This is a genomic window from Streptomyces sp. NBC_01446 (genome assembly GCF_026340095.1).
GTDB classification, from domain to species: Bacteria; Actinomycetota; Actinomycetes; order Streptomycetales; family Streptomycetaceae; genus Streptomyces; species Streptomyces aureus.
Genome location: NZ_JAPEPO010000001.1, coordinates 4044765 through 4058589 on the forward strand (window position 1 = coordinate 4044765; position 13825 = coordinate 4058589).

The 13825-nt window shown below is 68.6% G+C and carries 14 protein-coding genes, 2 tRNA genes and 1 pseudogene; 6 read left to right on the forward strand and 11 right to left on the reverse strand.

Annotated features, from left to right (window positions below):
- The 4 genes from OG456_RS18115 to OG456_RS18130 are packed head-to-tail and all read right to left on the reverse strand — an operon-like array spanning position 1 to position 2332.
- Complete coding sequence (locus OG456_RS18115) at positions 1 to 651, reverse strand: aminodeoxychorismate/anthranilate synthase component II (RefSeq protein ID WP_266562254.1); 651 nt, start codon at positions 649 to 651, stop codon at positions 1 to 3.
- The gene (locus OG456_RS18120) at positions 651 to 890 is read right to left on the reverse strand and encodes a hypothetical protein (protein ID WP_266562256.1); all 240 of its coding nucleotides are present in this window, start codon (positions 888 to 890) and stop codon (positions 651 to 653) included. Before OG456_RS18120 ends, OG456_RS18115 begins: the two co-directional genes overlap by 1 nt.
- The gene (locus OG456_RS18125; protein WP_266562258.1) at positions 841 to 1593 is read right to left on the reverse strand and encodes a class E sortase; all 753 of its coding nucleotides are present in this window, start codon (positions 1591 to 1593) and stop codon (positions 841 to 843) included. Before OG456_RS18125 ends, OG456_RS18120 begins: the two co-directional genes overlap by 50 nt.
- Before the next feature lie 16 nt (positions 1594 to 1609).
- The gene (locus OG456_RS18130) at positions 1610 to 2332 is read right to left on the reverse strand and encodes a DUF881 domain-containing protein (protein WP_227300456.1); all 723 of its coding nucleotides are present in this window, start codon (positions 2330 to 2332) and stop codon (positions 1610 to 1612) included.
- A 201-nt stretch (positions 2333 to 2533) separates the two neighbouring features.
- On the opposite strand from OG456_RS18130, the gene crgA reads away from it, so the two are divergent.
- Positions 2534 to 2791, forward strand: a complete 258-nt coding sequence (crgA, locus tag OG456_RS18135; protein ID WP_116512061.1) for a cell division protein CrgA — start codon at positions 2534 to 2536, stop codon at positions 2789 to 2791.
- A 243-nt stretch (positions 2792 to 3034) separates the two neighbouring features.
- On the opposite strand, the gene OG456_RS18140 is transcribed toward crgA, so the two are convergent.
- Both OG456_RS18140 and OG456_RS18145 read right to left on the reverse strand, forming a co-directional pair.
- A complete protein-coding gene (locus OG456_RS18140; protein WP_266562261.1) occupies positions 3035 to 3928 on the reverse strand; it encodes a rhomboid family intramembrane serine protease in 894 nt (297 codons plus the stop codon).
- Between the two features lie 173 nt (positions 3929 to 4101).
- Positions 4102 to 4629 (reverse strand): peptidylprolyl isomerase, encoded by a 528-nt coding sequence (locus OG456_RS18145; RefSeq protein WP_266562263.1) that lies wholly within the window; start codon positions 4627 to 4629, stop codon positions 4102 to 4104.
- A 313-nt stretch (positions 4630 to 4942) separates the two neighbouring features.
- Between OG456_RS18145 and OG456_RS18150 the strand changes: the two genes are divergently transcribed.
- Complete coding sequence (locus OG456_RS18150) at positions 4943 to 5650, forward strand: DUF5324 family protein (RefSeq protein WP_266562265.1); 708 nt, start codon at positions 4943 to 4945, stop codon at positions 5648 to 5650.
- Positions 5651 to 5733: 83 nt separating this feature from the next.
- On the opposite strand, the gene OG456_RS18155 is transcribed toward OG456_RS18150, so the two are convergent.
- Positions 5734 to 5806 (reverse strand) — tRNA-Ala (locus tag OG456_RS18155).
- A gap of 182 nt (positions 5807 to 5988) precedes the next feature.
- Between OG456_RS18155 and OG456_RS18160 the strand changes: the two genes are divergently transcribed.
- Both OG456_RS18160 and OG456_RS18165 read left to right on the forward strand, forming a co-directional pair.
- On the forward strand, positions 5989 to 6537 hold the full coding sequence (locus OG456_RS18160; RefSeq protein WP_266562267.1) for a DNA-binding protein: 549 nt from the start codon (positions 5989 to 5991) through the stop codon (positions 6535 to 6537).
- 120 nt (positions 6538 to 6657) lie between these two features.
- On the forward strand, positions 6658 to 8454 hold the full coding sequence (locus tag OG456_RS18165; protein WP_266562269.1) for a serine/threonine-protein kinase: 1797 nt from the start codon (positions 6658 to 6660) through the stop codon (positions 8452 to 8454).
- 17 nt (positions 8455 to 8471) lie between these two features.
- On the opposite strand, the gene OG456_RS18170 is transcribed toward OG456_RS18165, so the two are convergent.
- Both OG456_RS18170 and OG456_RS18175 read right to left on the reverse strand, forming a co-directional pair.
- Entirely contained in the window at positions 8472 to 9923 is a 1452-nt protein-coding gene (locus tag OG456_RS18170; RefSeq protein ID WP_266562271.1) for a hypothetical protein, read from the reverse strand.
- 216 nt (positions 9924 to 10139) lie between these two features.
- The gene (locus OG456_RS18175) at positions 10140 to 10268 is read right to left on the reverse strand and encodes a DLW-39 family protein (protein ID WP_003999697.1); all 129 of its coding nucleotides are present in this window, start codon (positions 10266 to 10268) and stop codon (positions 10140 to 10142) included.
- A gap of 315 nt (positions 10269 to 10583) precedes the next feature.
- Here OG456_RS18175 and OG456_RS18180 point away from each other — a divergent pair, with 315 nt between their 5' ends.
- Positions 10584 to 10922, forward strand: a complete 339-nt coding sequence (locus OG456_RS18180; RefSeq protein WP_266562273.1) for a DUF6344 domain-containing protein — start codon at positions 10584 to 10586, stop codon at positions 10920 to 10922.
- An 814-nt stretch (positions 10923 to 11736) separates the two neighbouring features.
- Here OG456_RS18180 and OG456_RS18185 read toward each other — a convergent pair.
- A complete protein-coding gene (locus OG456_RS18185; protein ID WP_266562275.1) occupies positions 11737 to 12534 on the reverse strand; it encodes a maleylpyruvate isomerase family mycothiol-dependent enzyme in 798 nt (265 codons plus the stop codon).
- Between the two features lie 534 nt (positions 12535 to 13068).
- On the opposite strand from OG456_RS18185, the pseudogene OG456_RS18190 reads away from it, so the two are divergent.
- A pseudogene (locus OG456_RS18190) lies at positions 13069 to 13518 on the forward strand (replication initiator); the annotation flags it as partial.
- Positions 13519 to 13698: 180 nt separating this feature from the next.
- On the opposite strand, the gene OG456_RS18195 reads toward OG456_RS18190, so the two are convergent.
- A tRNA-Ile gene (locus tag OG456_RS18195) sits at positions 13699 to 13772 on the reverse strand.
- Between the last annotated feature and the right edge of the window lie 53 nt (positions 13773 to 13825).

The window sequence follows — 13825 nt, forward strand, 5'->3', positions numbered from 1 at the left end:
TCACGCCGAGGCCCTGCCCACGACCGGGGCGAGCCCGGCCGATCGTGCCACCGCGGTCTTGTCGCCGCAGGCGGCCAGCCAGTTGGCCAGCATCAGGTGACCGTGTTCCGTGAGGACGGACTCGGGGTGGAACTGCACGCCCTCGACGGGCAGTTCACGGTGGCGCAGGCCCATGATGATGCCGTCCTCGGTGCGCGCGGTGACCTCGAGTTCGCCGGGGACCGTGTCCGGTGCGGCGGCGAGCGAGTGGTAGCGGGTCGCCGTGAACGGGTTCGGCAGCCCCGCGAAGACGCCCTTGCCCTCGTGCCGCACCAGGGACGTCTTGCCGTGCAGCAACTCGGGGGCACGGTCCACGACGCCGCCGTACGCGACCTGCATGGACTGCATGCCGAGGCAGACGCCGAAGACGGGCACCTCGGTCGCCGCGCAGTGGCGCACCATCTCGACGCAGACACCGGCCTGTTCAGGGGTCCCCGGGCCCGGGGACAGCAGTACGCCGTCGAAGCCGTCCTGCGCGTGCCGCGTCTCGACCTCGTCGTTGCGCAGCACTTCGCACTCTGCGCCCAGCTGGTACAGGTACTGGACGAGGTTGAAGACGAAGCTGTCGTAGTTGTCGACCACGAGAATGCGGCTGCGGCTGCGCTCGCCCACTAGTTGTTCACCGTCACATCGTTGAAGGGCAGCAGGGGCTCGGCCCACGGGAAGACGTACTGGAACAGTACGTAGACCACCACGAGGACGAGCAGTAGCGAGATCAGTACTCTGATCCACGTGTTTCCCGGCAGATGCCGCCAGATCCAGCCGTACATGCCGTCCCTTCCGTCGCCGTACGGCAACAGACTAACGGCGCAGGGCCTCCGGTTTCCCGGCCTCCGCGGGCTGGGTGGCATCAAGGTGCGCCCAGACGATCAGCCGGTGGCTGTGACCCCACTCCGGCTCGCACGTCGTCAGCGTCAGATAGCGCCCCGGCTCCTTGTATCCGGACTTGCGCGGCACCGGGTCGATGACGGCGACATCGCTGGGGAGCGTCTTGTAGGGCTTGGTGTCGATGCGGTAGGTGAACCAGGTGGTGCCGTCGGTGAGGACGACCGCGTCACCGGGGCGCAGCTTCGGGAAGTCCTTGAACGGGTCGCCGTAGGTGCGGCGGTGGCCGGCGACGGAGAAGTTCCCCTTCTGCCCGAGCTGTGCCGTGCCCGCGTAGTGGCCGAGGCCCTTCTTGAGGATGTCCACGCCCGTCCCCTGGAGCACCGGTTTGTTCCACGTGAAACCGAGCCGGGGGATGTACATGACGGCGAACGGCTTGCCGTCCTTGTAGGGGGTCGGGGTCTGGGGCTGGCCCTGTTCCTGGTCCTGGGCGGGGCTCGGGTTGTCGCTCTGGCTCTCGCTCTGGCTCGGCGACGGGCCCGGGCGGGGCTGTTCGACCGCCACCGATCCCTTGGACCACTGGTTCTGGAGGGTGTCGATCTGGTGGTCCATGGCGCTGTCGGCCTTCACGCCGGTCCAGAACAGCACGTAGGCGACGAACAGGACGATCAGGGCGCCGACCGTGATGCACAGCTCACTGAATGTCCTGACGACCACTCGGACCGGCACAGGCTCCCCCAGGCGGCTACTCCACGGGCTTCGCGTAGTGGAGATCCACTGTGCCCGAGTAACCGGGAAGAGTCACCGCCCCGTCGTCCTCGACTTTCCAGCCGAGCCCGTAGGCGTTGACGTAGAGCATGTAGTTCTGGATCTGGGGCGAGGCGGCGAGAGCCTGCTTCAGCTTCTCCGGGTCCCCGACCGCGGTGATCTTGTACGGGGGCGAGTAGACGCGGCCCTGGAGGATCAGGGTGTTGCCGACGCAGCGCACGGCGCTGGTGGCGATGAGCCGCTGGTCCATGACCTTGATGCCCTGCGCGCCGCCGTTCCACAGGGCGTTCACGACGGCCTGGAGGTCCTGCTGGTGGATGACCAGGTCGTTCGGCTGGGGTTCGGGGTAGCCGGGGAGCTTGGCGGTGGCGTTCGGCGGGGCGTCCGCGAGCGTGACCGAGACGGCCTGCCCGCGCAGTTTCTTGGTGCCGGACGCCTTCTCCAGGGCGGACAGCTTGGCGTCCTCGGCCTTGGTGCCGGCGCCGCCGTGCTCGGTGAGGGCGTCGACGTCGTCACGGATCGCGCCGTTGGACTCCTCGAGCTGGCCGTTCTTGTGGCTGCGCTCCTGGATGAGATCGGAGAGCTTCAGCAGCGAGGCGTCCGTGCGGATGTTGGTGCCCTTGGCGGTGTTGAAGCTGGTGAAGAAGATCAGCCCGGCCAGGGCGAACACGGCCACCGTCAAAATTCGCACAGGTCGCAGGCGCGCACGGGGGCGGCCCCCGCCGGGGGGCTCACCCTGGGAGTCGGCAGAATTGCTCAACGTACCCTTATCTCCTTCAGCGCCGCGGAAGCACTACGCTAACGGACGCCCGGGGGAGCGCCCAGATTCCCCTTGTACGCTGCCCGGAGCCAGCCCACGTTCCCTGCGCGGCCACGCAGCGCATCGACAGGAGAGACCCTCGTGCCGAAGTCACGTATCCGCAAGAAGGCCGACTACACGCCGCCGCCGGCGTCGAAGCAGGCGGCGAATATAAAGCTGACCAACCGAGGCTGGGTAGCCCCGGTGATGCTCGCGATGTTCCTGATCGGGCTTGCCTGGATCGTCGTCTTCTACGTGACCAACGGCACCCTGCCGCTGGACGCGCTCGGCAACTGGAACATCGTCGTGGGCTTCGGCTTCATCGCCGCCGGGTTCGGCGTTTCCACGCAGTGGAAGTAGCTCTGCCCCTAGCTATCCACTGAGTTATCCACAGCTGTTTCCACAGTGGGGAAAAGGTCGGAAGATCTGTGGATAACTCACCGGGCGTTGACGCCGGTGTGACTGACGCATCGCAGCTCGCCCACATGTTCGCCCCTTGTCCTGGCTGGGGAAACCCAGGTCAGCGACGAGGGGCACACCTGTTCCCCACCGAGTGCACAGGTTCCGGCACCGTCTGTGGACAACGTGGGCCACAGACCTAGCTCAAGTGAGCTGGGACGTCCTCACAAGCACAGTGACGACCACCACGGCGAGGACGAGCGCACAGGTCCCGTACTGCACCAGCGAGCGGCGCTCCCTGGGGGCGTGGACCATCGCGTACCCGACGACCACACCGGCGACGAGACCGCCGACGTGGGCCTGCCAGGCGATGTTTCCCCACGTGAACGTGAAGAGCAGGTTCAGCGCGAGCAGGCCGATGACGGGGCGCATGTCGTAGTTGAGGCGCCGCACCAGCACCGCGGTCGCGCCCAAGAGTCCGAAGACGGCCCCGGACGCACCGAGGGACTGTTCGCTCGGCCCCGCGATCGCGTAGGTCAGCGCACTGCCGGCCAACCCCGAGACCATGTACAGCGCGATGTAGCGGGCCCTGCCGAGCGCCGCCTCCAGCGGGCCCCCGAGCCACCACAGGCCCAGCATGTTGAACGCGATGTGCCACACCTCCTGGTGCGTGAACATCGACGTCACCAGGCGATACCACTCGCCGCCGGCCACGCCCTGGTCCGGGACGTAGGGCGCGGGAGGCCACGCCCCGATCAGAACGAAGTCGGAGAGCAGCCGGTCCCACACATGGACCGCGATGAACACCGCCACGTTGATCCCGATCAGGATCTTCGTGACCAGGCGCGGGTCGGCCGCGATCGTGCCGCCCGTGATGGTCCTCGGCCGGCTGGCCGCCGGACCGTGCCCCGTACCGGAACCGCCCCGCACACAGTCCGGGCACTGGAAGCCCACAGAGGCGCTGACCATGCAGTCCGGGCAGATGGGCTTGTCACAGCGGGCGCAGCGGATCCCGGTCTCGCGGTCGGGGTGCCGGTAGCAGCGGGGCGGACCCTGCGCGTCCTGGGGGCCCTGCGGACTGCCCGGCACCTGTTCCATCGGAAATCCCCTCGTACGAAACGCGCGCGATCAACACATGGCCCCGCCCATCCTTACGGATGAGCGGGGCGGATTGGTTCCCGTCGGCCCGGTTCGCGTCGGCCCGGTTCGTCTCGGCCCGGTTCGCGTCGGCCCGGTTCGCGTCAGCCCGGTTCGCGTCAGCCCGGTTCGCGTCAGCGGGTCTCGACGACGACCGACTCGATGACCACGTCGTTGACCGGACGGTCCGTGCGCGGGTTGGTCTGCGCGGTCGCGATGGTGTCCACGACCTTCTGGCTGGCCTCGTCGACGACCTCGCCGAAAATCGTGTGCTTACGGGTCAGCCAGGCCGTCGGCGACACCGTGATGAAGAACTGGGAGCCGTTGGTGCCCGGGCCGGCGTTCGCCATGGCCAGCAGGTACGGCTTGTCGAAGGCCAGGTCGGGGTGGAACTCGTCCCCGAACTGGTAGCCGGGGCCACCCGTGCCGTTCCCCAGCGGGTCCCCGCCCTGGATCATGAAACCGCTGATCACCCGGTGGAAGACCGTGCCGTCGTAGAGCTTGTCAGTGGACTTCTCACCCGTCTCCGGGTTGGTCCACTCCCGCTCGCCCCGAGCAAGCTCGACGAAGTTCTTGACCGTCTTGGGCGCGTGGTTCGGCAGCAGCCGGACTTCGATGTCGCCTTGGTTGGTCTTCAGGGTGGCGTAGAGCTGCTCAGCCACGATCTGCCTTCCGTTGCCTTCTGTGACGATCCGATCCTCGCACGCCCCCGCAGACCCGTCGCCCGGCGGCAGCCACAGAATTTCCGGCCGAGTCGCCACCGAGGAGGCGCGTCGCACGGCGATCCGTGGCATTGTCGTCCGCAAGCCCCTCTTGCACCGTATTGATCAGCTATCGCCTGGACTACCTCGGTACGTACAAAGGCGGCTTGTACCCCGAATGCTCGCCCTCGCATGCCCCACTGCCGTCCGGCAGGCATGATCCGAAAAAGGGTGGAAAGGTGAAAACCTGTACGCCACCGAGGAGGAGGATCCCGTGACCCGCATCGACAGCGTGCGCGCCGCCACCGGCTCGGCGAAGGACAGCGTGCTGCACGCCGCGGAAGTGGTGGCGCCCTACGCCGAGACGGCCAAGGACCGGGCCGCACTGTATGCGCAAGAAGCGCGCGTACGGCTCGCGCCCGTGATGTCACAGGCTGCGCAACAAACCCGCGACCAGTACGACACGTACCTCGCGCCGCATCTTGAACAGGCCCGCGCCCATGTGCCGCCGAAGGTCGACCAGGCCGCGCAGGAGGCAGCCGTCCGCACCCGGAAGGCCGCCCGCCAGGCCGCCGTCTACGCCAGGCCGCGGATCGAGCAGGCCGTCGCCGCCGCCCAGCCCGTCCGCGAGGAGGCGACCGCCCGCGGTATCGCAGCGCTCGCCGCCCTACGCGGACAGGTGTCGCCGAAGGAGATCAAGAAGCTCACCCGCAAGCACGAACGGCGGGCCCGGGCCGGACGTGTCGCCAAGGGCTTGCTCGTCGTCGGCATCCTCGCCGGGGGCGCCTACGCCGCCTGGAAGTGGTGGGACAAGCAGGCCAACCCGGACTGGCTGGTGGAACCGCCGGCCGCGACCGAGGTCCCGGACACCACGCCCCCGTCGTCGGAGGACAGCAGCGGCCAGAATGCCCTCGACCCCGAGGTACGGGCCAAGCAGGCCGAAGCGGAGGCGGACGCCGCCGACCGCGACGACCGCGGCTGAGCCTCGAACGAGTTGTAACGCCGTAGGGCGGGAGACCAGTGGTCTCCCGCCCTACGGCGTTCACGTGTTTCACGTGGAACCTGTGGAGCCTAGGAGATTCGAACTCCTGACATCTGCCTTGCAAAGGCAGCGCTCTACCAACTGAGCTAAGGCCCCGAAAACGATACGTCGGACCGGAAGAAGTGCGATCCGGTGCGCATCGCAGACCAGAGTACCGGGTCACCCCCCGGATCTCGCAAAAGGATTGGGGGTCCCGGTCCACGACCACTCTCCGTAAGATGCCCCACGTGGTTCGCGGCAGCGAACCGCCGTATTTGGGGAAGCGATGGGGAGACGCAATGGACGCCGCACAGCAGGAAGCTACCGCAAGAGCCCGGGAGCTCCAGCGAAACTGGTACGGAGAGCCACTGGGGGCGCTCTTCCGTCGCCTCATCGATGATCTGGGCCTCAATCAGGCCAGGCTCGCAGGGGTTCTCGGTCTGTCCGCGCCCATGCTGTCGCAGCTGATGAGCGGTCAGCGCGCGAAGATAGGCAATCCAGCCGTCGTCCAGCGTGTCCAGCTGCTCCAGGATCTGGCGGGTCAGGCCGCCGACGGAAGCGTCAGCGCCGCCGAGGCCACCGAGCGTATGGACGAGATCAAGAAGTCACAGGGGGGCTCGGTGCTCACCAACACCGCGCAGACAACAACCAGTTCGGGCGCACCCACGGTGAAGCGCGTGGTCCGCGAGATCCAGTCGCTGCTGCGCTCCGTCTCCGCGGCCGGGGACATAATCGATGCGGCGGACACCCTCGCCCCGAGCCACCCGGAACTGGCAGAGTTCCTCCGGGTCTACGGCGCCGGGCGCACCTCCGACGCCGTAACCCACTATCAGGCGCACCAGAGCTGATCCCGGCCGAACGGTAGCGACATCGGGCCGGCCGCGAGTCCCGCGGCCGGCCCCGGGGCCGCGGGACCATCCGAGAGGCCGGACGCGTCGTGACGGCCGAGGGGGGAGCGACGCACCACGATGGGTGAGGTCTTCGCCGGACGCTACGAACTGGCCGACCCGATCGGTCGCGGGGGAACCGGCGCCGTATGGCGCGCCTGGGACCACCGGCGCCGCAGATATGTGGCCGCCAAGGTCCTGTTGCAGAGCGATGCCCACACCCTGCTCCGCTTCGTGCGCGAACAGGCACTGCGGATCGACCACCCCCACGTCCTCGCCCCGGCCAGCTGGGCGGCGGACGACGACAAGGTCCTGTTCACCATGGACCTCGTCGCGGGCGGCTCGCTGGCGCATCTGATCGGTGACTACGGGCCCCTGCCACCGTCGTTCGTGTGCCTCCTCCTGGATCAGCTCCTGGCCGGCCTCACCGCGGTGCACGCGGAGGGGGTCGTGCACCGCGACATCAAGCCCGCCAACATCCTTCTGGAGGCGACCGGCACAGCCCGGCCTCATCTGCGCCTCTCGGACTTCGGCATCGCGATGCGCAAGGGCGAACCCCGGCTCACCGAGACCGACTATGTGGTGGGAACGCCCGGCTACTTCGCCCCCGAACAGGCGATGGGCGGTGAGCCGGACTTCCCGGCAGACCTGTTCGCCGTCGGTCTCGTCGCCCTGTATCTGCTCCAGGGCGCCCGGCCGGACTCCAGAGCACTGATCGAGCACTTCACCGACCACGGCACCCCTGGCGCGCCCCAGGGCATTCCCGGCCCGCTGTGGACCGTCGTGGCCGGTCTGCTGCAGCCTGATCCCGAAGCGCGCTTCCGTACCGCGACAGGCGCGCGCAAGGCCCTCCTGGCGGCCTCCGAACTGCTTCCCGAGCCCGGACCCGACGACGAACTGGTCGAGGTCTTCGACCAACTCGGCTCGCTCCCACCGGGGTTCTCCCGGAACGGCCCGACCACGACCTCCCGGGCGGTCGCCCCCGCCCTCGTACACGACCGGAACCGGAACCACGGCACGACCGGCCGGTCCACGACCCTGAAGCCCGTGCCCGCGCCAGGAGAGGCCCTGCCGGCGCTCCCTACGGAGCCCCCGACGCCGGCGCCACCCCCACCGCCGCTGTATGCACCCGCGATGCCGGACGCCGCACCGGCAGAACCCTCCGTCCCAAGGCCCACCACCCCCGCGCCCCCGGGGCCGGCATCCACCGCGTCGCAGACCAGCATGCGCGGCAGCAGCATCACTCCCGGGACCACCCCGCCGGGGACCGTCACGCCCGGAACCACCCCGTCCGGGCCCGCCCAGGTCGGAACCGTCACGCCCGGGACCGTCACGCCCGAAACCGCCCCGTCGGGTGCCGGACTGTCCGGCACCGGCATGTCCGAAACCGGCAGCTTCCACCTCCCGCCGCCCCCTCCGGCGCAGCCCCCCGCACAACCACTCGCGCACACCCCACCCGAGCCGCGGCCGACCACCCCCACCACCGCTCCCGACGCTCCCGAGTACCCCGCCTATCCACGCCCCCACCTCACGACACCACAGGCACCACCATCAGCCCCACCGACTCTCCCGCACCCCCACGAGCACTCCCTTCACACCCCGGCCACGCCCCCCGCCACGCAGCGCTCCTACGCCGCTCCAGCTCCAGGCCCTGCTCCGGCGCCCGCTCAGCCCGCCTCTATCTCTACGTACACCGCCCAGAGCGTTCGGGTTCCACTCGTCGGGCACCCGAATCCCGGCGGCACGGCCCCGAACCCGACCCCTCATCGGCGGGTGCGGAAACGGCGGCCGGGACCGCCCGCGAAGGTGGCGATCCCGGTGCTGTTCGTTGCCTTGGTCAGTTTCGCGGTGGGCATCTGGGCGCTGACCCAGGCCTGAGAAAACCTGAGCCCTGCCTACCAAGCAGCGGGTGCCCGCCGGCGGGCGACATACGTCCATACGCCGAGCCCCAGCACCAGCACGGACCCCGTGCCGATCCCGGCGATCCCGACGACCGTCATACGGTTCGTCCTACCGGACCCGCCCTGCCCCGCCTGACCGCCGCCCTGACCTCCCGCCGAGGGCAACGATGAGCCACCGCCCTGCGCGGACCCGTTCTCAGCGGCGGCCCGGTCCGCGTCCGTGACCTGGAACGCACCCGGATCCCGCGTATACGTGGGCGCGGACGCCGCCTCCCCATGGACCGTCAGACGGAGCGTCAGCCCGGACTCCTTGTCCCCGAAGGTCCCCTTCATCTCCGGCGTGAGGGAGACCTTGAGGTAGTACCAGCCGGCGAAACGCACGCCCGCTTCGTCCGCGCGCGACAGATAGCGGTTCTCGTAGGCGACCGGAGGCAGGGAGTCCAGGGCCGCCACGGAGGGCTCCCCTCCGTACGAGGCGTCCTTTGAAGTGACCGGCGTCCGCGCCGGGTTGTACAGCGCCACATTCAGGGCGCTCGGCACAAAGCCCTTACGCTGCGCGTCCCCCGCCGAAGTGCCCAGCTCGGCCTCGGTGAAGAGCTGCTGTCCCCAGTCCAGCGGCACGCGGTAGAAAAGCGTCTGCCCCGGGCGGATCCGGTCCTTCCACACGCCTTGCCGCAGGCTCCGCGCGTCGTTGAAGCCTGTGCCGCCCGGTCGTTCGGAAGGGATCCCGGCGGGCGGCCGCGGCGAAGCCGACGACCAGGCCCCGGGCCCGGTGGTGGCGGGCGGCGACTTGAGCGCGGGCTCCGAGGAGACGCTCAACTCCAGGTCCCAGCGCTCCCGCGTGGAATCCGGCGCAGTCTTGCGCGCGACGACCACGTAATACGTGCCCGCATCCTGGCAGCGCCCGCCGCCCTCCCGCACGACCCGCTCCGCGGTGGCGGCTATCGGCCTCGGGTACTCGGCGGAGCGGAACGCCGCCACCTCGGAGTCACAGCGATTGCCCTGCCGATCCTGAAGGGTGACGGAAATGCTGTCGTTGAACGCCACCTTCACGTCCGCCCCGACCTTCGGCACCGCCACCGCCGAGACATACGTATCGGAGGAGCCGTCCAGGTCGACACGGTAATAACGCGTGCCGGCCGCACCCTTCGCGCCCGACCCACCACCGAGCCCGGTGCCCTTCACCCCCGCCTCGACGGAGCTCCGATACGTCTCCCCGGCCTTGAGCTCCGCCGCATCCGTGCTGGTCACCGCGCCCTGGACCGTCTTTGCCCCCTGCGCGAAGACGTACGGAGCCGAGTCCTGCGCTGCCGCCATCCCGGGCAGCGCCACCACCACGACCGGCACGACCACCGCACACATCGCCGCCCCGAGCGCCGGCGCCGGCCGTCCGCGCCCTCGCCCCATCACGCGCCCCACCAGGCGCCGCCCTACGCGCCGACTCATCACGCGCCCCTTCGTCGCCCCCGCCATCGCCTCATCGCCGGACGACCATCCTGCCGCCGGGGCCCCATGCACCCCACTGACATTCGCTAAAGCAAGCAAATAATTTACTCAAGCGAATAGGTGAGCCGGGGCAGCCTCGCGCCCAGCCCCACCCCGGACAGCACAAAGCCCCGACCGCTCATGCGATCGGGGCCTTGAAGAGACTGTCGTCGATACTCACGAACCCGTGGGCACGGAGTCAGTCGCCTCCGTCCACAGATCCTGCTCGGCGCGATCCGCCTGGATCTGGCGGTACACGAGGAGCCCGCCGATGGCGGCCAGTGCGACCAGGAGAAGCTTCTTCACCGCGCGACCTCGTCTTTCTTTGACGTAGGGGACCTCTGGCGCCCGACTATACACACCGACCGATACCGATCAGTGACCTGCACCCGGGCCCAACTCCCGCACCCCGACGACCAGTCGAACCGGATCGCGGAGCTCCGATCACTCTTCGCAGAATGTGACATTCAGTGCGATTGGCGACCTTAAAGGGCGATTACGGCCATCCGAGTGGTGTTCATCAGAACATCGACGCGCCACGGGCGTCGGTCCCCCACTCCGGAACCCGCATACACATCATGAGGAAAGTACGCAAATCGCCCAACCCGAAAGTGAGGGATCATGGCCACCAACAAGGTCATCAAGCTGTGGACCGTCCTCATCACCGCCTTCCTCGCGGTGCTGACCGCGATGGGTCTCACCTCCCCGGCCGCCGCGGCCACGCCCGTACAACAGTCGGAGGGCACCCGCAACGCGGCGGTGAACACCCCCGCCGTTACCGCCGTCCGGTCTCCCTGGGCCTTCAAACGGTCCCTGCCTCCCACAATGAAGCAGCGCATCCGCGCCGAGGCACACGGTTCCTCCCCCAGCAGCCGCCACCGCCCGCCGACCGGCACGGAGTACGGGAGCGAGTTCGAAGAGACCGCGGCAGGAATCAACGCACTCCACTCGCAGTCGTAACAACGCAGTACGTAAAGACGAAGCTCCACCAGCAGTGACACCAGCGGTGACGAAAGCGGCGACGGCAAGAAGGCCGGCCCTTGAGAACCGCGGCAGACCCTCCGCAGCAAAAGCTCCACCGCAAGAACAGCCGGTGAGGATGACCGACAGGTACCACCGGCAGACACCACCGCAGAGAACGTCCGGCAGCACGGTTCATCGGCCCAAGCCGACAGCGCCGCTCAGCAGCCAGTACGAGTACGAGCACCACAGACCAACGCACCACCCGCACCACCCGCACCGCTGCAGCGCGGCACCGCAGAGGCACGGCGGCGGCACCAGGCAGCGCTTCATCAGCGCAGCCACGCCCCGAACCTGCCGGCCGCACTCCAGATCCAGACGGCACCAACCGCAGGCAAAGCACCCCACCGCTGGACGACGACAGCACGGCAGCAGGGCAGCACGACACCGATAGACCGCGCTCCCCGCGCCCTCGACCTTTCACGACCCCGGCCACCACAGGCTGAGGGTCTTCTCGGCGTGCGCCCACGGACAACGGCCCTGCCTCGCCGCCCCAGAGACGCCAAAACCCCCAACCACGACGGGTTGAGGGTTTCTGTCTTGTGGGGCCAACAGGATTTGAACCTGTGGCCTCATCCTTGTCAGGTCGATCACGGGGGTCTGTCAACGTCGGCCAACGGCCCTTGCGCCTTGGTCGATCGTTCACTGAGGTCCGGCGCTGACCGCTGCGGTTCGTGCTTGTTGGTGTCAGCCGCTGGTGTCAGACGCCGCAAGCAGTCTTGACAAGGCGTACTTCGCCGCTCTAGCGCCCGTCCTACTCCTCCGGGTCCCACGCGCGGAGCAGGTCGAACAATCCTGCGTCTCCCTCGATCTGCAGGGAGTCCGCCGGGATACGGTCGTACACGAAGAGAACCAGCTCACTGGCCGTGCCGCGAACGGAGACGCCAGCCGTGCTCGGGCCCTGGCCGGCAGCGGCGACAGGCGTCGTGCCGGGCGCGGAGATACGGGTGGAGCGTGCGCCGTCGCCGTCGACCGTGAGGCGCCAGGAGTGGCCCTCGGTGGCGTGGAAGTCGAAGGCGGTGGGCTTGTGCGGCCAGGCACTCGTCGTTGCGACGCAGGTGGACAGGAACTCCTCGACACCGTCGAGTGCCACCTCATCCGGCAGCGGCTCCGGGGCACCCACAGTGACCTGGGCGTCGTAGGTGTGCACCGCGATCTGCTGGAGCTGGTGCCGGGCGACGGCGCCACAGGTCTGCGGCGACTGGGACGCACCCCACCACGTCCAGCAACCGCGATCCGGGCCGGCCTCCCCCAGTGCGTCCAGCAACTCCTGCGTCGACGCGGCCAACCAGGCCGGCACGGCCTCGCGCTCCCGAGGCGCAGCCGGGGCGCCCTCTGGTACGGACTTGGCCGGAGCAGGCCCTGCGGCAACGGTGGCGGCCCAGGCGCGGCGCCCCTCGCCGATGTGCTGCGCCAGATCGAACAGCGTCCACTCCGGGCAGGTCGGCACCTGCACGTCGAGGCTGGGCGCGGAGGCGACCGCGGCGCGGAAGGTGCTCGACCGTTCGTCGATCAGTCGCAACAGAACGGGGAACGTAAGTGTCGTTGTCACATGGACTCCCTATCACCGTGTTCCGGCAATCGGAGAGTGATTTTCACAGCCGAGGCGGCGAGCGCGCGGCACGGGCCGGGTGCCCTCGGATGACGCCGTGTCCACATTCTGAAACGATCAGTGAGTCACGCAACGCCGCACCGGCAAGGCCTCATTAGCCGCTCTTACCGTGCCCAATTTGAGGTTTCCGATTGACTCGCGGGTCTGGCTCCGACAACCACAACTGTCCCTGCTGCCATCCCGTCCGCTCGGCTCTGCCTGGGTCGAAGGTGGTCGGGATGGCACCTGCCAGGCTTGCGGGGCTGATGTCCTGCACTTCGGCTGGGTCAACATGGATGGCGTCGGCGTCCTGCTGCACGACGGTGTCGACGACTCAGTGCCCTGCCCGGTGGCAGTTCCGTTCAACTGGGAGACCGGCAAGCCGCTCCCCGCTGGCGTTCTGGCGGTGGCTGCGTGACTCGTCTGCCGATCGCTCCGGCCGCTGTCTCTGATGTAGCGGCGGTGGCTGGGGTCTCCCCTCTGACCCTGGTGGACATGCTGCGGGTGGCGAACACCCCCGGCTTCGACCGCCGGCAAGAGCAGATCCGCCGCACTGGTGGCTGCTCCGACCCGATCCATCTCCAGGGCTGGACAGTCACGAAGGGCAAGGCGACCGCCGAGACGCTGTACGCCTACTCGACCGATGCAGAGCCCGGCGGCCGGTTACGGGTGGCCTGCGGGAACCGTCGCGCCTCGCGTTGCCCGGCCTGCGCCTGGACCTACGCCGGGGACACCTACCACCTGATCCGCGCAGGACTCGTGGGCGACGACCACAAGAACGTCCCCGCAACCGTCCGGGATCACCCCCGCGTCTTCGCAACTCTCACCGCGCCAAGCTTCGGGCCGGTCGACAACTGCCCTGACACCGGCCGCTGCCGCTGCGGGGCTCAGCACCCTGAGAATGACCCCGTCGTCGGCACGGCCCTCGACCCGGGCTGGTACGACCGGTCCTGCGACACAGCCAGATCAGCGTGACCATGGATGTCTACACACACGTGGTGCGCTGGGACGAACGGAAAGCCGTCGCCTTGCTGGCGGAACTTCCGGAAGATCTACTGATCGGCTGATGTCAGCCGTAGATGTCAAAGACCCCCAGCCGATACCGACTGGGGGTCTTTTCGCATGTGGGGCTAACAGGATTTGAACCTGTGGCCTCATCCTTATCAGGGATGCGCTCTAACCAACTGAGCTATAGCCCCGCCGCGCTTTGCGGTGTGTGTCCCGCGCGCTGACCTCTGAAGATTAGCGCACG